Annotated in this window: 16 protein-coding genes and 1 riboswitch; of the genes, 6 read left to right on the forward strand and 10 right to left on the reverse strand. The window is 44.5% G+C overall.

Annotated features, from left to right (window positions below; translation table 11 throughout):
- Window positions 1-193 precede the first annotated feature (193 nt).
- Window positions 194-1,603: an amino acid permease gene (locus tag NST56_RS17820; protein WP_168748730.1), complete on the reverse strand. Its 1,410-nt coding sequence runs from the start codon at window positions 1,601-1,603 to the stop codon at window positions 194-196.
- Window positions 1,604-1,707: 104 nt separating this feature from the next.
- A riboswitch (Lysine riboswitch) is annotated at window positions 1,708-1,887 on the reverse strand.
- 115 nt (window positions 1,888-2,002) lie between these two features.
- Window positions 2,003-2,143: a small acid-soluble spore protein SspJ gene (gene sspJ, locus NST56_RS17825; RefSeq protein WP_010331863.1), complete on the reverse strand. Its 141-nt coding sequence runs from the start codon at window positions 2,141-2,143 to the stop codon at window positions 2,003-2,005.
- Between the two features lie 166 nt (window positions 2,144-2,309).
- Here sspJ and NST56_RS17830 point away from each other — a divergent pair, with 166 nt between their 5' ends.
- Both NST56_RS17830 and NST56_RS17835 read left to right on the forward strand, forming a co-directional pair.
- The gene (locus NST56_RS17830) at window positions 2,310-2,792 is read left to right on the forward strand and encodes a metal-dependent hydrolase (protein ID WP_024122827.1); all 483 of its coding nucleotides are present in this window, start codon (window positions 2,310-2,312) and stop codon (window positions 2,790-2,792) included.
- Window positions 2,793-2,893: 101 nt separating this feature from the next.
- On the forward strand, window positions 2,894-4,750 hold the full coding sequence (locus tag NST56_RS17835) for an LTA synthase family protein (RefSeq protein WP_339178161.1): 1,857 nt from the start codon (window positions 2,894-2,896) through the stop codon (window positions 4,748-4,750).
- A 27-nt stretch (window positions 4,751-4,777) separates the two neighbouring features.
- Here the strand turns inward: NST56_RS17835 and NST56_RS17840 are convergent, their stop codons facing one another.
- Window positions 4,778-5,704 carry a substrate-binding domain-containing protein gene (locus NST56_RS17840; protein ID WP_229149186.1) on the reverse strand — a complete coding sequence of 309 codons (927 nt, stop codon included), beginning with the start codon at window positions 5,702-5,704 and terminating at the stop codon, window positions 4,778-4,780.
- A 110-nt stretch (window positions 5,705-5,814) separates the two neighbouring features.
- Between NST56_RS17840 and modA the strand changes: the two genes are divergently transcribed.
- A complete protein-coding gene (modA, locus tag NST56_RS17845) occupies window positions 5,815-6,597 on the forward strand; it encodes a molybdate ABC transporter substrate-binding protein (protein WP_339178164.1) in 783 nt (260 codons plus the stop codon).
- Window positions 6,569-7,279 (forward strand): molybdate ABC transporter permease subunit, encoded by a 711-nt coding sequence (gene modB, locus NST56_RS17850; protein ID WP_168748734.1) that lies wholly within the window; start codon window positions 6,569-6,571, stop codon window positions 7,277-7,279. The genes modA and modB overlap by 29 nt, the downstream gene beginning before the upstream one ends.
- A 15-nt stretch (window positions 7,280-7,294) precedes the next feature.
- Here modB and pgoN read toward each other — a convergent pair whose 3' ends face one another.
- On the reverse strand, window positions 7,295-8,125 hold the full coding sequence (pgoN, locus tag NST56_RS17855) for a glyoxal/methylglyoxal reductase (RefSeq protein ID WP_339178168.1): 831 nt from the start codon (window positions 8,123-8,125) through the stop codon (window positions 7,295-7,297).
- A 244-nt stretch (window positions 8,126-8,369) separates the two neighbouring features.
- Here pgoN and yvgO point away from each other — a divergent pair, with 244 nt between their 5' ends.
- Window positions 8,370-8,855, forward strand: coding sequence for a stress response protein YvgO (gene yvgO / locus NST56_RS17860; protein ID WP_010331869.1), 486 nt, complete (start codon window positions 8,370-8,372; stop codon window positions 8,853-8,855).
- 46 nt (window positions 8,856-8,901) lie between these two features.
- On the opposite strand, the gene NST56_RS17865 is transcribed toward yvgO, so the two are convergent.
- From NST56_RS17865 to helD, 4 genes are all read right to left on the reverse strand, one after another.
- Entirely contained in the window at window positions 8,902-10,914 is a 2,013-nt protein-coding gene (locus NST56_RS17865) for a Na+/H+ antiporter (RefSeq protein WP_168748735.1), read from the reverse strand.
- A 259-nt stretch (window positions 10,915-11,173) separates the two neighbouring features.
- A complete protein-coding gene (gene cysI / locus NST56_RS17870) occupies window positions 11,174-12,892 on the reverse strand; it encodes an assimilatory sulfite reductase (NADPH) hemoprotein subunit (RefSeq protein ID WP_286057973.1) in 1,719 nt (572 codons plus the stop codon).
- Between the two features lie 25 nt (window positions 12,893-12,917).
- Window positions 12,918-14,732 carry an assimilatory sulfite reductase (NADPH) flavoprotein subunit gene (locus NST56_RS17875; RefSeq protein ID WP_339178172.1) on the reverse strand — a complete coding sequence of 605 codons (1,815 nt, stop codon included), beginning with the start codon at window positions 14,730-14,732 and terminating at the stop codon, window positions 12,918-12,920.
- 174 nt (window positions 14,733-14,906) lie between these two features.
- Window positions 14,907-17,231, reverse strand: a complete 2,325-nt coding sequence (helD, locus tag NST56_RS17880) for an RNA polymerase recycling motor HelD (RefSeq protein ID WP_339178174.1) — start codon at window positions 17,229-17,231, stop codon at window positions 14,907-14,909.
- 576 nt (window positions 17,232-17,807) lie between these two features.
- Between helD and NST56_RS17885 the strand changes: the two genes are divergently transcribed.
- Window positions 17,808-18,242, forward strand: a complete 435-nt coding sequence (locus NST56_RS17885; RefSeq protein WP_168748739.1) for a hypothetical protein — start codon at window positions 17,808-17,810, stop codon at window positions 18,240-18,242.
- A 109-nt stretch (window positions 18,243-18,351) separates the two neighbouring features.
- Here the strand turns inward: NST56_RS17885 and NST56_RS17890 are convergent, their stop codons facing one another.
- Together NST56_RS17890 and NST56_RS17895 are read right to left on the reverse strand one after the other, a co-directional pair.
- The gene (locus tag NST56_RS17890) at window positions 18,352-18,963 is read right to left on the reverse strand and encodes a trimeric intracellular cation channel family protein (protein WP_168748740.1); all 612 of its coding nucleotides are present in this window, start codon (window positions 18,961-18,963) and stop codon (window positions 18,352-18,354) included.
- A gap of 208 nt (window positions 18,964-19,171) precedes the next feature.
- Window positions 19,172-19,588 (reverse strand): disulfide oxidoreductase, encoded by a 417-nt coding sequence (locus tag NST56_RS17895; protein WP_268449185.1) that lies wholly within the window; start codon window positions 19,586-19,588, stop codon window positions 19,172-19,174.
- Between the last annotated feature and the right edge of the window lie 3 nt (window positions 19,589-19,591).

Below are 19,591 nucleotides of genomic sequence, written 5' to 3' on the forward strand. Positions count from 1 at the left end.
GAGCCGCACTGATCTGCGGCTCTTTTCTATTTTGCAAAGAAACCGACAAGCCGGAGCACCTCATATTGAATCACATCGCATATTTTCTTACTCCATTCATACGAAGCGCGTTCCTGTCAGCTATTTTGTGTATGGCATTCGTAACGGGAGTAATATAAAAAAGACACCTGACTGCATTGTCAGGTGTCTTTTTTTATGCTTGTTTTTCTTTCGAGAATTTCTTAATCACAAACGGATAAATCACCAGACCGACAAAGAACAAACCGATACCGAGAATAAATGTCGTTAAATCGGCAGTTCCTGTTACGATAACAAACAATGAGTATACACACGCTAACAACGCGATCAATCCGTCTTTTACGCGGGAGCCTTTCAGCTGATCATACGTTTCGCCTTTTATAACCAGCTTTAGACTGTAGATCGCAGACACTAAATACGGAATTAAATACGCAAGTGTCGCTGCTGTCGTTAAAAACGTAAATGCGTCACTTATTGTCCGGGAAATAACAGAGAATATGAAGACCTGTGACATCACATTTGTAATGATCAGAGAAATAACCGGGCTTCCCTTTTTATTCGTTTTCGCAAAGACCGCCGGAAAATCGCCTGCTTTAGCAGCTTGGTATGGAACCTCAGAGCCAAGCAAAATCCAGCCGAGCATCGTTCCGAATAAGCAAAGAATCGCTAGTAGTGCCATGATCACGCTTCCTGCGTTTCCGACAATCGCATACAGCACATCAACGAACGGTTTTTCAGATCCGACAAGTTTATCGTGCGGCAGAACACCCATCGTGATCAATGTCACTATAATGTAGATGCTTAACGCGATCAACAACCCTGTGATTGTTGCACGTTTGACATCACGCTGAGTACGCGCGCGTCCAGACAAGATCACTGCTGATTCAATTCCGACAAACGCCCATAAAGTAGAAATGGCGGCGTTGTGAACCTGTCCGCCGATGCCAATGGTTGTGCCATTTTCACCTTGAACCGGAAAATAAAAATGATCGAATAATGTCGTTTGAAACACAAACAATCCGGCAATGATAAAGAAAACAAAACCTAATACTTTCGAAAACGTTGTGATAAAGTTTAATTTACTTGCACCGTTAATGCTTGCAACAAGAATCGTGTGCGTTCCCCAGAGCAAAATCGTACATACAGCAAACGTCAGCAATTGGCCGAGTGTCACCTCTTGGCTGCCGACAGCAAACAGTACACGTTTATCAACTAAGATCGGGAAAAACGAAGTCAAGTAACCGGCGAGACTTGTGATAATCGCCACGTTACTGATCCAGCTCGCCACCCAGTAGCCCCACACCATTGTGAATCCGGCAGCGTTCCCTTTCTTCGGATCAGAAAACAGCGCTCTCGCATAACTTTGCGGCCCCGCTGTCAACTCAGGCTTGCGAATCGACAAGTGCCCGAAGACAAGCGCAATCATCAGCACGCCCGCACCTGTCAAAAGCCAGGCGGACGTGGCGCCAAGCGGACTTGCAATCGAAGCAAGCGAACTCGGCAGGGAGAAAATTCCCGATCCAACCATATTTCCAACGACAAACGCCGTTAATAACCAAAAACCCCATTTTTTTGTCTGTTCCATTCCAGTACCTCCAATGATTCTTTGTACGGACCAGAACCCGAGATCATGTAAATACAAAAAAAGCCTGAACAAAAGTCCATGCTTAAAGAAACACACACCCTTGATCTCCGGATAGCCCTCCGCGAAAAAGCACGCGGCAGTCCTGCACTTATTCAGATACAGTCCCAGCATAGAGAAGGATCGGCTTTCTCCACACTTCGGCGCTGATGCCTTTTACACATGTTTAACAGCTCCTGTCAGCCTGGCATGTGTGACTCATCATCCGCGCAACCTCTACCTCACTGAGAAAGAGTGAGGATTTATTTATTCAGTTACTCCAGAAGGTTATCAAAGAAAGAATGATCTGTCAAAGGGAACAGATGGAAAATGCGGATAGAGCCAAGCCCTATCCGCATACGGTTAGCGATTATTTTTCTTTTTTTGCACAGCTTCTTGAAGCGGATCATCTTTAAGAGCTGAACCGGCATCCTCAAGAGCTCCTTGGATTACGTTTTTTTCTTTTTCAGATCGTTTCCCTTTATCTTTATTAAAGAAAGCCATTCGTATCACCTCTTTTAAAAAATAGGTACATCTTTAAGATGCCTTTTTCTCAGAAAATTATGCGGCTCATTTTTTTATCGGCCAAAGTTCTGTTGCTCAAACATACATTCTCTTGATATATTTGTAATTCAGAGATTTTTGCAAAACATAAAGGAGAAGCGGGGAAATGACAGGAAAAACACACATCATGGGAGGCATCGCTTCTTGTACCGCAGCAGCTTATTATTATGGATTTGACCCAGTACTCATGGCGGCGTCCGGCGCGGTTGGCGCATTAATTCCCGACATCTGCCACACACAAAGTAAAATCGGAAGAAGATTTCCTATCTTATCGAAAATAGTAAGTTCCGTATTTGGCCATCGCACCTTTACACACAGCCTGCTGTTTCTTCTCATCATGTTTTTTATCACAGCTACATATATTCCAGATAAAAACATATCAGCAGGGCTGATGATTGGAATGGCAAGCCACTTGGTTCTGGATGCCTGGACAGTGAATGGCATCAAATTGTTATTCCCTTCAACCATTCGCATACGGCTGCCGCTGTATATGAAGACAGGCAGTTTTTCCGAACAGCTTGTGTTGGCCGGTCTGACAATAGCATCATGCTATTATTTTTATATGCTGTTCCATGGGCGCATGTTTTAAACCGAGTGCTGAAGCTTGTCTAAGAAGACTGTTTTTAGTAGGTTTTACATAAGAAGCATCTCATGGCAGATGTTCAAGAAAACGTGAGGAGTTATAAATTGATGAAAGGAACCTTTTTTCACAATCAGCGTTTTTTAAGTTTATCCATCTTATTCATGTGGATCAAAACTTATGTGATCTATAAACTGGGCTTTGATTTGCAGACCGACTCTCTATTACAGGAGCTGATTCTGCTGATCAATCCGCTTAGCTTCATACTCCCTCTATTTGGAATTGGCCTGCTTTTACAGGGCAGCAAGCAGCGCATCTTTTTGCTGATTGCCAATTTGGTTCTGACTGCCATTTTGATCTCCAACACGATTTTTTACGGCTTTTATATCGATTTTATTACCATCCCTGTTTTGTTTCAGGCCAGCAACATGAGCGATATGGGCAGCAGTGTAAAAGAGCTGTTCAATCCTTTGTTCATCGCTCTGTTTGCGGATTTGACTTTTCTTCTTCTGCTCTCCAGAAAAGAAAAGAGACCGGAGTCAAAAGCGAACCCCCGTACGGTCAAACGGTACTATGCCGCTTCCTGCGGGATACTTATATGTACGCTGGGGCTTGCCGAAATTGAACAGCCGAAGCTCTTGGCCCATTCCTTCGACCGGGAAGTGCTCGTCAAAAGTATTGGTCTGTTTCAGTTTCACATCTACGATACCATTTCTCAGACTGTCAATATGAGTGCGAAGGCATTTGCCGATGAAGACAGCCTCTCTACAATCAAAAACTACACTGAGGCTGACTACAGCAAGCCCAATCAAAGCAAGTTCGGACTGGCAAAGGGACGGAATGTGATTTTTGTGACGCTTGAGTCGACTCAAAGCTTTGTTCTGAATGAAAAGGTAAACGGAAAAGAAATTACCCCGTTCATGAATGACCTGATGAAGAAGAGCTATACCTTTGATCATTTTTATCAGCAAACAGAGCAAGGCAAAACGTCTGATTCGGAATTTATCGTCGCTAACTCTCTATACCCTTCCCTAAGCGGCGCCGTCTTTTTTACGAAAAGCGACCATCAATTTCATACGATGTACAAATCACTCAAGCAGCATGATTATTATTCAGCCGTCTTTCACGCCAATCATAAGACATTTTGGAACAGAGATGTGATGTATGAAACGTTTGGGATTGACCGCTTTTTTGATGTCGATGAATTCCATGTGACTCCTGAAACCTCAACAGGCTGGGGATTAAAGGATAAGGAATTTCTGGAACAGTCAGCTGGTAAACTGAAAAGCCTGCCGCAGCCGTTCTACAGCAATTTCATCACATTGACGAACCATTTTCCGTTTGAAATTGACGAAAAGGATCAGCTGATTGATGAATATGATTCAAGCAGCGACCTGTTAAACCGCTATGTGACGACAGTTCGCTATGAGGATGAAGCACTGAAGCATTTTATCAAAAAGCTCAAGGATGAAGGCTTATACGAAAACTCGATGATTGTCTTTATGGGAGATCATTACGGCATCTCAGAAGCCCATAATAAAGCTCTGGCAGAGTTTTTAGGAAAAAGTGACATTACGCCGTATGACACCGTCCAGCTTCAGCGGGTGCCGTTTATCATTCATATTCCTGGAATCACTGATCAAAATCCGGAAACAATCTCCGATGCCGGAGGGCAGGTTGACGTTAGGCCGACCCTGATGCACCTGCTCGGAATCAATACAAAAGGTGATATTCAGTTCGGCAATGATTTGCTGTCAAACGACCGAACGCCATTTGCCGTGCTGAGAAACGGCAGCTTTATCACGAACGACTATGTGTATACGAAAAACACATGCTACAGCCAAAAAACAGGAGAAGTGTTAGAAAACCAAGATGCGTGCACTCCCTATAAGGAAAAAGCAAATGAAGAGCTGTCTCTCTCTGATAAAATGTTAAACGGAGACCTTCTGCGTTTTTATGGTCAATAAAAAAATCCCTCTAAGAGGGATTTTTTTTCATGTTTCGTATATCACTTTGCCTGTCAGCTTCGTTTGATAGCCATTGAGATGAGACAGGTTGGCCTTATATTCTTCCGATTTCAAGATGCTCTTTACAGCTTTAAGCAGTTGCTGGTGTTTTTTCAAAATGACAACGTCGTATTGCTCCTCGATGAGCGGGATAAAATCAACGCTTCCCATATGTGCCGCGTGCTGCGCCCCGATTCCCGCGTCTGCCTGTCCGCTTGAGACTTGGGAGGCAACAGCATAATGATCAGTCACAGTGTCACTGTACCCCTTAACATCTGAAGGCGTCACACCAAGCAGACCAAGCTGTTCGTCAAGCAGCACTCTTGCGCCCGATCCTTTTTCTCTGTTGATGATGCGAATGTCGGTTCGTTTCAGGTCATTCCAGCCTTGTATGTTTTTTGGATTTCCTTTTTGAACGTATAGGCCGGCTTTGCGAAGAACAACATTCATCTGACAAAACGGTTCGCCTGACAGAATGCGTTTGACATAAGGCGTGTTATATTGAGCGGTTTCCGCATCGTACAGATGCAGGCTGACAATGTCGCATTTGCCTTGGTACATGTCAATCAGGCTGTTTAAACTGCCTTTGTATTGGCGGAGCGGCGTCTCTTGAATGGCATTTTCTAAATGCTTGCTGAGCAGATCCATCGATATATCCTGTCCGCTGATAACGACATTCTGCCTGCCCTCCGGCATCGGCTCCTGTGCCTTTCTTGGCTCTTCGTGTGTAGACACAGGCTGAGACATCCTCATGTTTGCCTTATATTGCTTTAAATCTGCTTCATCGACACGCATCTGCCTTCCGACACGGTAAGCAGGGATCATGCCTTTTTTAATCAAATCATAAACGGTCAGCTTTGATACCTTCAGCAGACCAGCAACTTCTTCTATCGTATAGGAAGAGGTTTCATTCATTATCATCACTCTCCTATTTCATTATACCTTTTCGGAGAATGTATAAAAACCCACATAACCCAAACATAATCCGTTATAATTAGATATAACTAATTATAAGGGGTGCAATCATGTTTAAGAAGTATTCCATTCTGACCACAGCATTAACTGTTTTTCTGCTTGCAGCAGGCTGCTCTGCCAACCAGTCATCAAGTGACAATGAGAAAGAAGTGACCTTAACTGTCTCAGCAGCTGCCAGTGCCCAGGATGCACTCGAGGAAATTCAAAAGAATTATGAGAAAACCCATCACAATATTACAATCCAAGATAACTTTGGCTCATCAGGCGCCTTACAAAAGCAAATTTCTCAAGGAGCCGGGGCTGATCTGTTCTTCTCAGCCGCTGAGGACAAATTCCAAAAGCTTGTAGATGATGGGGATATCGCTAAAAAAGACAGCACTGATGTAGTCGGAAATGAAATTGTGCTGGTCGTGCCAAAAGACGGAGATTCACCTGTCAAAAGCTTCGACAATCTGACTGATTCAGAAAAAATCGCTCTTGGAACCCCGGAATCCGTTCCGGCAGGAGCTTATGGAAAAGAATCACTGACAAAGCTGTCTTTATGGAACAAAATAAAAGATAAGATCGTTTACGGAAAAGACGTTCGCCAGGTTCTTTCATATGTAGAAACAGGCAATGTAGACGCAGGCGTCGTTTATAAAACGGACGCGCTGATCTCTAAGAAAGTCAAAATCGTCGACGAGGCAAAAGCTGACACACACAGCCCGATTGTTTATCCGTTAGGAATTGTAAAAGATACGAAACACCATAAGGAAGCGAAGGAATTTTACGATTACCTGCAAACAGATGAAGCGATGAAAGTGTTTGAGAAGTATGGTTTTACTGCTGCATAACATCAGCACTTCAGAATTTTTTACGCCGGTTGCGCTTTCCTTTCAAGTGGCGGCGGTCGCCGGAATCGCGGTGATCATTCTCGGAACATTGGCGGGAGCGTGGATGGCGCGGGCTTCATTTTTCGGAAAAACTGCACTCGAAACGATTTTTATGCTTCCTCTCGTTCTTCCGCCCACCGTTGTCGGTTTTATTTTGATTGTCATTTTTGGAAAGCACAGCTTCATCGGACAAGCGATCGAATGGATCTTTCATCAGCCCGTCATTTTCACCTGGTGGGCCGCTGTGATTGCTTCTGCTATCGTTGCTTTTCCGCTTATGTATCAATCGGCCAAAACTGGATTTTCCGATATTGACCCTGATATAGAGGGAGCGGCAATGGTAGACGGCGCAAGCAGATGGAAGGTGTTTATCCATATCTCCATTCCGCTGGCATATCCTTCATTGCTGACCGGAAGCATCCTCAGCCTGGCGCGGGCGCTCGGTGAATTCGGCGCCACCTTGATGTTTGCCGGGAATATCCCGGGTGTTACCCAAACACTGCCGACGGCCATTTATGTGGCTTTGGATTCCGGCAACAACACACTTGCGTGGGCTTGGGTCATCTGTATCATCGTGATTTCCTTTCTGATGCTGTTTTTGATTCAACTGAAAAAAACACATGAAAAAACTCCCCGTACTTAGACGGGGAGTTTTTGATTAAAACAGAAGCTCATCGGGGTTTGGACCGACACGTTCATCTTGATTTAACGCATCAATTTTGTCCATGTCTTCTTGAGACAATTCAAAATCAAAAATATCAGCGTTTTCGATAATACGGTGTTCTTTAATGGATTTTGGAATCGTTACAACTTCATGCTGAAGATCCCAGCGCAAAATCACTTGTGCTACAGATTTATTATATTTTTCAGCGATCTGTGTGAGCACATCGTTATCAAGCAGCTGCCCCTGCATAAGCGGAGACCATGCTTCCAGCTGGATGCCTTGCGCTTTGCAATAATCTCTTAATTCTTTCTGCGTCAAACGAGGGTGAAATTCAACTTGGTTCACCATCGGTTTGATTTCAGCATCTTTCAAAAGCTCTTCTAAATGATGAACTTGGAAGTTGCTGACGCCGATCGCGCGGATTTTGCCGTCTTTATACAGCTTTTCAAGCGCGCGCCATGTATCTTTATATTTATCCTTGCCAGGCCAGTGGATTAAATATAAGTCTAAATAATCAAGCTGAAGTCTTTCCAGGCTTTTTTCAAAGGCAGCAAGCGTAGTGTCATAGCCCTGATCTTCATTCCATACCTTTGATGTAATGAAGAGCTCTTCTCTTGCAACACCGGATTCTTTGATGCCGATGCCTACACCTTCTTCATTTTTATAGACAGCCGCTGTATCAATGCTGCAGTAGCCATTTTTAATCGCAGCTTTAACAGATTCAGTCGCTTCACTGCCGTTTTCTACTTTAAAAACACCAAGACCGAACCAAGGCATTTCAACTCCGTTATGTAGCTTTACAGTATCTTTTAAACTTGTTGCCACTTGAACATCCACCCTTTCATTGAAATGTAAGCGTCTATATTATCTCACATTCCTCTCAGCAGATACCAATAATACGCTTAAGAGCCTCTTATTGCTTCTTTTTTCATAAGGATGAATTTCATCTCATAGTAAATTATGAGCATTACCGCTAATTTTTTCCTATTTTATCAATTATAAGATTAGTTAGACAGCGAGCAGGGTAAGCGAATACTGTAGCCCACAAAAACATAGAGGAGGAAACAAATTGAAACGTATTCGTATCCCAATGACTATTGCTCTTGGCGCCGCTTTGACAATTGCCCCTTTTTCCCTTGCCTCTGCTGAGGAAAATCCCGCACCGAAGATCTCACAGAAAACAACCGCCGGAACTGCTGCCGCAGAAGTCGGTTTAAACGTTAACCTTGATTTGCTTGGAATTGCCAACCAAATTTCAGATGCCATTAAATCAGCCCAGAACCGCGATGGTTTTGTGAAAAATCTCATGGAATCTTCCTTCTACGCATCCGGCCAAAAATATAACGTCATGGTTTTTAACTTAAGCCAGGAATATGAAGATCATTTAAATGGTGTGCAGTTTTACGGCTCGGCCGTTTATGACGGCATTACGTACGGCATTTGGGTATTTGAAGACGGAAGCTTCACAAACAAAGGAGACGGCGGCTGGATCAACTGGGCCTTCAGAGGCTGGTTCGACCGGCATGACAACACTGTCGAATTCCATCGCCCCTAACCTATAGAAAAAAGCTGGCATCCGATGCCAGCTTTTTTTCTTGAAGTTATTCGCCGCCTTCTAGCATTGCGGCTTCCACATCATTAATATATTGGCGAAGCTCATGAGAGATGTCCCGGGAAATTTCCCGCTCCTCAAAGAGTGTCTGAATCTCATTTCTGATCGCCTGCACAGCCTTCAGCTTTACTTCCAGCTTCTGATTTTCGAAATGGGCGCTCGATTTATGTTCGTGATGGCTGTGCTTCAATCTGAAAATTAATTGTTTATAAAACGAGATGACAGATAAAAATACTTCCTTATGTTCTTCCGGTATATGCTTTTCCAAATGTTCAAGCGCGGCTTTAGCCGTTTTAACTCTAGTTGCTCTCATTAATCCCTCTTCGTTTAAAATCGACATCTCCGGCTTTTTATGCTCTCCGAAGAAAATCCAATGCATCAGCCGTTTCAGCCTTGTCTTTGATAAACCGACTTTAAACGGGTTGGCATACAAAATTTCTAATTCATTAAACCGTTCCTGCAGAGCGTTTGCCGTTTCTTCCGGGATGTCTCCCCGCTCCAGCAGTTTCATCAGTTCTTCTTGCTCGGCTTTAATCCCTTGAGCGCGGATTTTCCGTTCATACTTTTTTATGCGGGTTGACGTTGTGTATTGCTGAAAACGAAGGTTTTTCATTTTCTCATTGTATTCAGCAATGACCGCAAGAGACGCCGTTTTGTTTGTATCATTCATGCCTTCTTTAATCGTTTTGAGAGCCGTTTTAATCAGCTTGCGTCTCGCCGTCAGCAGCTTCTTATTTTTTTCTTCGTCATCTTCTTCTTTTTCAGTCAGAAGCGGAAGCACAACGGTGGCAATGACAAGCGTACATAAAATGACGCCTGCGGCTAAAAAGAGAATCAGATTTCTTTGCGGAAACGGTGTGCCGTCTTCCAAGAAATATGGGATGGAGAATGAACCTGCAAGCGTAACTGCTCCCCGCACACCGGAAATGGAAATTAACAGTGTAGAACGAAGTCCCGGCTTATAAATGGTTTGATCTTTATTAAAGAACCACTTGCCGTTCCAGAAGAACAGCACCCACAGAAATCTGAGGAGCATTAACGTAAATGTAATGACCAGAATATAGCCGATCACTTTCATGTTGCTGATCGCTGTATCATTAAAAATGACGGAAATGACATCCGGAATCTGTGTGCCAAGGATGACAAAGACAAGACCGTTCAAAATAAATAAAATAATATTCCACGTACTCGATGAGACGATTTGCAGCTTGACCATCGTCGATTCGAGACGATCCTGTTCAACCGCATGCGTAATACCGCCTGCCACAACGGCTAAAATGCCGGAAACACCAATTTCCTCCGCTGCCAAATAAATCACAAACGGCGTCAGAATTTGAATCAGCATGTGCATCGTGACATCCTGCATGCCAAGGCGGCGCAGGAATAGACGAAAGCGGATAATCAAGAACGAAATCACAACCCCGCACAAAAGGCCGCCAACAGAAATAAACACAAAGCTGACAGCTGCTTGGGCCAATGAAAAGGCCCCGGTAACCGCTGCGGCAATCGCAAACTTAAAGGCAACCAGACCTGATGCATCATTCATCAGTCCTTCCCCTTCAAGCAGGCGCAGAATTCCTTTGGGCATCTTCACCCTTCCTGATAATGCGCTGACAGCGACAACATCAGTCGGTGAAAGAATGGCTGCCAGTCCAAAGGCCGCTGCCAGCGGAATATCAGGAATCATCCAGTGGATCGTGTATCCTCCTACAATCACAGTGGCAAATACAAGGCCAAGTGCAAGCAATAAAATGGGGGCTCTTAAATTCCAAAGCTCCGCCCGAGGCGTCCTCTTTCCATCATTAAATAGAAGAGGCGCAATAAACAAAACGAAAAACAATTCCGTGTTTAATTCAAAATGAAGCCCCTGTGGAAATGAGGCGGCAATAATCCCAAGCGCCACCTGAATCAGAGGCACTGGAATAAACGGGATAAACCGATTGACAATGTTAGAAATCGCAATAATAGCCAGTAAAACAAGGACGACTAAAAATATGTCCAAATGCATAACCTCCTTAATCTGTTGCGTATCTGCATGATGAGTTAATCAATATTTGTCCGAAGAGGCTGAGGCTTGCAAAAGATAAAAGATGGCCTTACATCCAATACTGGATTCCGCAGGAGTCTCCTCCACACTAGTCTTCTTTTATAGTACCCTTTTTAGGGTATTTTTTCTCATGATATGCTCATGGTGAACTTTTTTGCCGCAAAGCAAAATAAAAAAGAGACAGGGCAATCCTCCCTGTCTCTCGTCTCTATAATCAATCATGAAAATTCGTGCCGTCAGTTGTCGCTTTAATGATACCGGCGCGAATGACGAAATCACCGAAGTGCTCGCCTTCCTCGCGTTCTTTCGCATAGCGGGAAAGCAGGACGCGCAGCTCGCTCAAAATGTCTTCTTCTCCGATATTTTCGCGGTACATTTTGCTTAAGCGGCTGCCGTCAAACGCAGCGCCTAGATACATATTATATTTGCCAGGCGCCTTTCCGATAAATCCAATCTCTCCGAGCGCATGGCGGGCGCAGCCGTTCGGGCAGCCTGTCATGCGAATGGTAATTTCCTCATCACGAAGACCGTTTTCGTCAATAATCTCTTCTACTTTATCTAAAAGGGACGGCAAGTAACGTTCTGCTTCAGCCATTGCCAATCCGCAGGTCGGAAGTGCGACACATGCCATAGAGCTGCGACGGAGCGCTGAATGATGCTTCCCGTCAGTTAAACCGTATTGGTCGATTAACGCGTTGATTTCGTCCTTTTTCTCGCTTGAAACGTTACCGATAATCAAGTTCTGATTGGCTGTCAGACGAAAATCACCTGTATGAACTTTAGCAATTTCACGCAAGCCTGTCATCAGCTTATAATCCTCGTAATCCGTCACGCGGCCGCCTTCGACAAACAGCGTAAAATGCCATTTATCCTCAATGCCTTCTACCCAGCCGTAGCGGTCGCCGTTATGGTCAAAATGGTACGGCTTCGCTTCTTCCAGGCTCCAGCCGAGACGATTTTCCAATTCCTCTTTCACTGTTTCCAAACCGAGGCGGTCAACTGTGTATTTGAAACGGGCATTTTTACGGACGGAACGGTTTCCGTAGTCTCGCTGAATGGTAATTGTTTTTTCAGCAACGTCATACATTTGTTCAGGGCGGCAGAATCCAATTACCTTGGCTAATTGCGGATATGTCGCTTTGTCGCCGTGCGTCATTCCCATACCGCCGCCGATTGCCACGTTAAATCCGATAAGCTTGCCATCTTCCACAATTGCAATGAATCCGAGATCCTGAGAAAAGACATCAATATCGTTTGACGGCGGAACCGCAATACCGATTTTGAATTTCCGCGGCAGGTAAAGCGGCCCGTACATTGGCTCGACTTCTTCTGCGTCAGGAGTGCCGGCCACTCTTTCTTCATCAAGCCAAATTTCATGATACGCTCTCGTCCGAGGGAGAAGATCATCACTTAATGTTTTGGACCATTCGTATACTTCAGAATGGATTTCAGACTGGTAAGGATTCGATGTGCACATGACATTCCTGTTTACATCTCCGCAAGCTGCGATTGTATCCAGAAGAGCCGAGTGGATCGTCTGAATGGTTTTTTTCATGTTCCATTTTAAAATCCCATGCATTTGGAACGTCTCACGAGTCGTCAGCTTTAGGGTGCCGTTACCGTATTTCTGTGAAAGATCATCCATCACGAGCCATTGCTCAGGCGTTGATACGCCGCCCGGCATACGGACACGCAGCATGAACTGATAAGCCGGTTCAAGCTTTTGCTTTTGGCGTTCATTGCGGAGGTCCCGGTCATCCTGCAAATAACTGCCGTGGTGTTTCATCAGGCGGTTATCATCATCCGGAATTCCCGCACTGATCCGATCCAGCATCACTTCTTTCAGTGTGCCGCGCAAATAATCGCTTTTTTCTTTAATGCGCTCGACGTCACTTGGAGAGCCGTCCGGTGCTTTTAAGATTTTGGTCACCATGTTGAAAAACTCCTTTCAGGTCAAATCAGTATACATCACGCTGATAACGTTTTTGCTGCTGCATATCGGCAAGATAAACTTCCGCTTCTTCACGGGTCATATTGCCTTCTTTTTCTATAATTTCTAAAAGGGTGTTATGGACATCGTGTGCCATGTACTTTTCATCTCCGCAAATGTAAACAGCCGCTCCTTCTTGAAGCCATTCAAACAGTTCTGCACTCTGTTCAAGCATGCGGTGCTGCACATACACTTTTTCTTCCGTATCGCGTGAAAACGCAACGTCCATTTTTGTCAGCACGCCGTCTTTCAGCCAATTCTGCCACTCTGTCTGATAAAGGAAATCTGTAACAAAATGCTGATCACCGAAGAACATCCATGCTTTTCCTTCAGCTCCCGTCTCCTCTCGTTCCTGCATAAAGGAACGGAACGGCGCAACGCCTGTCCCAGGGCCGACCATGATAATTGGTGTTTCAGGATCCTTCGGAAGCTTGAAGTTCTGATTATGCTGGACATAAACCGGCAGTGTGTCTCCCGGCTGCAGACGCTCAGCGCATAAAATCGAGCAGACGCCTTTTCGTTCGCGGCCATGCGCGTCGTACCGGACTGCACCAATCGTTAAATGCACTTCATCCGGGTTTGCGGATAAGCTGCTCGCAATTGAATAGAGGCGGGCCGGCATTTTTCGAAGAATGGATACAAATTCTTGCGCCGTTACACTGAACGGGCCATAATCCCGGATCAAATCAAGCAAATCGCGCCCTTCCATATACGCTTTCACTTTCCCCTCATTTCCCGGTGCTAAAAGCTCTCTAAGCTCCTCGCTTCCCGTCAAATGAGCAGCCTGTTCAAGAAGCGGCTTTGTGAGAACAGTAATTTCATAATGGGAAATCAGCGCTTCTTTCAGCGGACGGACATCGCCTTGCTTATTCAGCGTCACAATCTCTTCGGGATCCCAATTCATTTCCTGAAGCAGCGCATCGACAAGCTCCGGATCATTTTCCGGATAGACGCCGAGGCTGTCACCAGGTTCATACGTAAGGCCTGATCCTTCAAGAGACAATTCCACATGGCGTGTTTCTTTATTTGATCCGCGGCCGTTTAAATTTAAATTTTCTAACACTTCCGCCCGAAACGGATTTGTTCTTGAATACGCAGATTCACCAGTTTGAGGCGCTGCTGCCGGCGCAGGCGCGGCGCTTCCGCTCTCGGCTTCACTTAAGCCCTCAAATACGCTTTCCAGCCATTCAGCAGCCGGCTCATCATAGTCCAAATCACAATCAACGCGCGGAGAAATTCGTTTCCCGCCAAGCTCTTCCAAGCGCTGATCAAATTCTTTTCCTGTCTGACAGAAGAATTCGTATGAACTGTCACCAAGCGCCAAAACAGAAAAGCGAAGATCCTCAAGCTTAGGCGCCCGTCTTCCGTGCAAAAATTCGTGAAACGACAGTGCGTTATCAGGCGGCTCGCCTTCGCCATGCGTACTGACGACAATCAGAAGATTGTTAATTTTCTTGAGCTGGTTCGGCTTAAAATCACTCATAGATGAAACGGTAACTTGAAAGCCTCGCTCCTCAAGCAGCTTGCCGGCGTTCTCTGCAAGCCCTTGTGCGTTTCCCGTCTGTGAACCGTAAAGAACGGTGACTTCTTTTGAAATGGCCGGTGCCGTAACACCCGCAGACTCAGCAGCCGGCGCCCCCGTTGTTTCCAGTACGGAAACAGATGGCGCTGATAAATAGCCGCTCAGCCAAATTTTCTGAGATTCTGTCAAGGTTGGCAGAAGGCGGTTAAGGAGCTCTGCCTGCTCCTGATTAAACGGACTGTTCATGACCTGAAGTTGCAACGTATCCACCTCACAAAATTGTATAAACTGATCGAAATAGTATCTAATTGAACTTTACCGGAAGACACACCGCAAGTAAAATATATTTACATGATGATAACGATTAAGATTATTAATGATAAAACCCTTTGTCTCATTGAAATGAAGAAAAAAAGAGAAGGGGTCCCTTCTCTTTCAATCAACACTCTTATATAAATGAGGGGGCACAGCACTCACAAACGGACTTGGCTCACCGATAGAAGAAACAGTCAGCCCGTGCATGGCCCGGGTGCAGGCAGTGTACAGCAGCCTGCGGTCGTGCTCTGTTCTATATTGCTCTTCTGAGGCATCATAAACAAGTACTGCGTCAAACTCAATTCCCTTCGCTAAATAAACCGGAATAACACAGACTCCCTTTTGAAACGTTTGGTTTTCTTTATGGATCAGCCGAATATCGATATATTCGCTCATTTGAGCGTGAGCCTGTCTTGACTGCTGCGCCGTTTTGCAAATAACGGCAATGGTTTCATGCCCTTTCTTTCTAAGGCGCCCAATTTCTTTCGTAAGCTTTTGGCAAAGATCCTCGCGACCCTCGCTTTTTAACACGCAGGGCATTTCCCCATCTCTGTTAAAAGGCTCGATATCCGCCCCGTCCTGAAGCAGCGCCTTTGTCAATTCCACAATTTGTCTCGTTGATCTGTACGTTCTTTTTAAACGGACACATTCAGCCTGTTCATCTTCAAAGCCGGCATCCATACGCGCTGCACCGTTTATTGCATGGGCATAAATAGACTGATTGATGTCACCGAGCACCGTCATGCTGGCAGACGGGAAAATACTCCTTATATACGCCATCTGGAATGGAGAATAATCTTGAGCTTCATCGATAAATAGATGTTTGATCTGCGTGTTTTTCTTTCTGCCTTCTAGCAAATCCTGCAAATATAGAAATGGAGACGCGTCCTCATAGAGCAGTTTATTTTCTCCAAATGCCGATCTTGTCAGCTCCCCTATTGCCGCAGTTTCCTCTGTTTGAGCTTTGCTTCCCCAGTCAGAAAACAATTGCAGATACAGCTGTTTGACATCAAGAAACGCCAGCTGTCTGACTGCCTGTTTGATTGGGCTGAAGGCCTTTTTTACAATCATGGCGGCAAGCAGCTGCTGTTCTCTTTGATGGTCGTTAAACGTACTCTCACTAAACCGTTTCCTTGCCTGCAGCTTTTTGTACACTTCCAAATATTCCTCTTTGTCGAGAAGCTCGGCTTCCTGAACGACCCAATCCTTTCGCCGTTCCTTTTTCTCCAGCTTGTTAAGCTCACTCAGCAGCCAATTTGCTGTTTGTTCCATTCGGTTCGGAATGGACTGGCTTTGATCGAGCGAGTAAAAATATGCTTGGACCTGCTCCTTTGTGATCAGTTTTTGCTCGCGGAAAACGATATTTTTAAAGATCATTCCTTCAGAAGACAGCCTGCTGACGTATTCATCAATAAATTGCTGAAAAGATAAACCTGCCTTCCACGTGATTCCGGCAAGCCTTGATTGAAAACGGCCATCTTTTGCTTTGGTCAGGCAATATTCCAGCTGATCAAAGGGGCTTTCACATTGAAACTTGCGGCCAAGCCGATGCTCGATATATTCCTGAAACGTCGCCTGCTCCATATTTTCTTCGCCTAATTCAGGCAAAACAGAGGAGACATAGCTGTTAAACAAAAAGTTGGGGGAAAATAAAACGATTTGTCCGGCATCAATGACACCGCGGTGCCTGTATAACAAATAAGCGACACGCTGGAGCGCCGCTGACGTTTTTCCGCTGCCTGCCGCACCCTGCACAATCAGAAATTTACTTTTTTCATTTCGGATAATCTGATTTTGTTCTTTTTGGATCGTGGACACAATGTTTTTCATTTGTGTATCAGAATGGTGGCTTAACACCTCTTGGAGCATCTCATCTCCGATCGTCATATCTGTATTAAACATCGCTTTGAGAGCGCCGTTTTTAATGATAAACTGGCGCTTCAGCACCATTTCCCCTTCTATCGTTTCACCGGGTACCTCGTATTCGGCTTTTCCTGGGGAATAATTATAGTAAAGGCTCGATATCGGCGCTCTCCAATCATAAATCAGAAAGTGTTCCTCCTTCTCATCCATACAGGATGCTAAACCGATATAGATCTGCTCTGCCTGTTTGTCGCCGTTTTCAATAAAATCAATCCGGCCGAAATAAGGCGTTGCTTTTAATTGATGAATTCGCTTGAGCTGCTGATCCATATGCCGATGATTCCGTTCCCGATCAGACAGCAGCTCTGCTTGCTGCTTAATGCTTGCCATCGTTTCAACAGCTTCATGGGCGTCATCAAAGTTAACCGTGACATCTTCCCAGAAGCTTTTTCGTAATCCGATAATATCATGCTTTAACCCGCCCGCGGACGTTTCGAGAAGCCGCTCTTTATTCTCGAGCTCCTGCAGTACATCATCTATTCTTGACTGCTCTTCTTTCCATTCCTTATCATGCTGATTCATGAACGGCACCTCCAGAAAATAGTTGACAAACGAAGAAGAAATAAGGTAAAATAGAATTGGATATATATTTAATATATGATAAAAACAGGCAAATACAATTTATAATAGCACATTCACCCAACATCGTTCAAGGTTTGGGTTATTTATATGCATTAAAAAACCGATTTCAACTCGAGATCGGTTTTTTATTTTAAGATTTCACATTGATCACTGCTGGACGTGCTTTTCTTAGGTTGCGAATCTTCTCTTTCATCAGTATCGATTCCTTATTCCATTCCATCTTCGATAGGATATATCTTTTTCATTTTAAAAACATACAGAGCTTTACCGTGTTTGTCTGTTCTTCTAACGTGAAGAATGATTAAACTGGCTGTTATTGTCATCTTCCATAAAGCAACTATATCCTTGCTATCGCACCTATAGTCGCAGTAAAATAGTCATTTTCCATCCAATTTCGACATATTTCAACAAATTGAAGTTTTTAATTTGGGAGAATAGGACGATGTTACATTATTTCTCTCGGTTTATGATATGAACATGAAGAAAGAACCAGAATAAGTTAGGAGGAAATACTCAGTGAAGAAGAAGCTATCTATGATGTTGCTGGCATTCGTCGTAGCCGTTACAAGTTTTACGGCGATTGACCTAGTAAACAACAAAGCGGAAGCTAAAGATTGGGTTAAAAAAGGGCAAATATGGAGTACTCATTACCATTCGGGCTCGTTTAAAAACTATACTTACTCGCCAACTTTTCATATTTATTATCCAGGGCAAGGAACTTGGGCCAACATTAAGGCAAACGGATCAGGCAGCGGGAAAATTACAGCAACTCTGCAACAAAAGACAAATAAAGGCTGGAAAAATGTTAAAACTTTTTATGCAACGAAAAAAGGCTCTACAAATTTAAGTTACAAACAAGCTTCTAAAAGCTACAAAACAACATACAGATTCAAATTCACTAACACAGGAACTAAAAAAACCATCAGCTATACCTTTTGGGCTACCTATTAATTTTCAAACAGCTTTGCTCTGTGCGGTCAGCATTCGAAAGGACTTTTTATTTGATCCCAGCAGGCTACCATAAAAGAAACCTCTCCATGACGGAGAGGTTTCTTTTATTTTACTGACTATCTAAGCGATAATAACGGTTTGGCAGCTTCCAATTGAACATATAAGAACAAACGCGGCATACGACGAGCACAAAAAACAGCGCGTATAAACCGATCGAGTTTCCGGTCCAGCCCAAGCCGACGATTAAACCGCCGAGCGCCGCCCATACCGCATAGATTTCCGCTTTCAGCACGAGCGGCTTGCGCCCGGCAAGCAGGTCCCGAATGATTCCTCCGCCGCTTCCCGTCAGCACCGCAGCCACGATAACGGCACTAAGCGGATGCCCCATTTTAACGGCATACAGGGCGCCCTGAATAGCGAAGGCTGCAAGACCGATCGCATCCGATAAATTTCCCCATTTGTTCCAATGCTTCAGCAGCAGCTTTGGAAACAAGAAAACGATCGTGATCGATACCAGAGCGATTTGAAAGTACGCACCCTGCTCCCACAATGCTGACACCGGAACGCCGATCAGCAAATTGCGGATCGCTCCTCCTCCAAAAGCTGTGACAATTCCTAATATATAAACACCTAAAATATCATATTCTTCTTCCATCGCAACAATTGCGCCGCTAACCGCAAACGCAATGATGCCGATCACACTGAGCAGCTCCCAAGCCATTCTGATGACTCCCTTTATATTTGTTAAATTTTCTGACGACCTCTAGATTTTATAACCGCTTCAGGTGAAAATCAATAACATTTTTATGATAAAAAAAGATAAATTTAGAGGGAAAACAGCAAACACCGATCAGCGTGGGTTTGCCTCTGGCAGCTCCTATCATTTGTACAAGTTAAAAAAGCGCCCTGCATTCGCGGGCGCTTTTTTCTTATTCAGGTTTTTCGCCTTTGAGCAGGCACATAAAAATGATGATCAAAATAAAAGCAATCAAGGCCAGAAACGGAATGGTTACAAAACCGAACCAGTTAATATATTGACCCGAGCAAGGCACACCGCTTATACATGGCTTGATGCCGCTAAAGCCCGGCACTTTTTGCTCCAGATAGTGCATAATTGAAATAAAGGCGCCGATAATCGCCATCGGCAGCACATATTTTTTCACGCGTGTGTCACCCTGAAAGGTGGCGATTCCTAAAATCAGAACGAGCGGATACATGAGAATACGCTGGTACCAGCACAGTTCACACGGGATGAATTTTCTGATTTCACTGAAATACAGACTGCCCAGCATGGCAATTAGAGCGACAACCCAGGAAGTATATAAAAAAACCATTCTATTTTTCATGCG

This window comes from Bacillus sp. FSL R5-0560 (assembly GCF_037966305.1).
Lineage (GTDB): Bacteria > Bacillota > Bacilli > Bacillales > Bacillaceae > Bacillus > Bacillus mojavensis.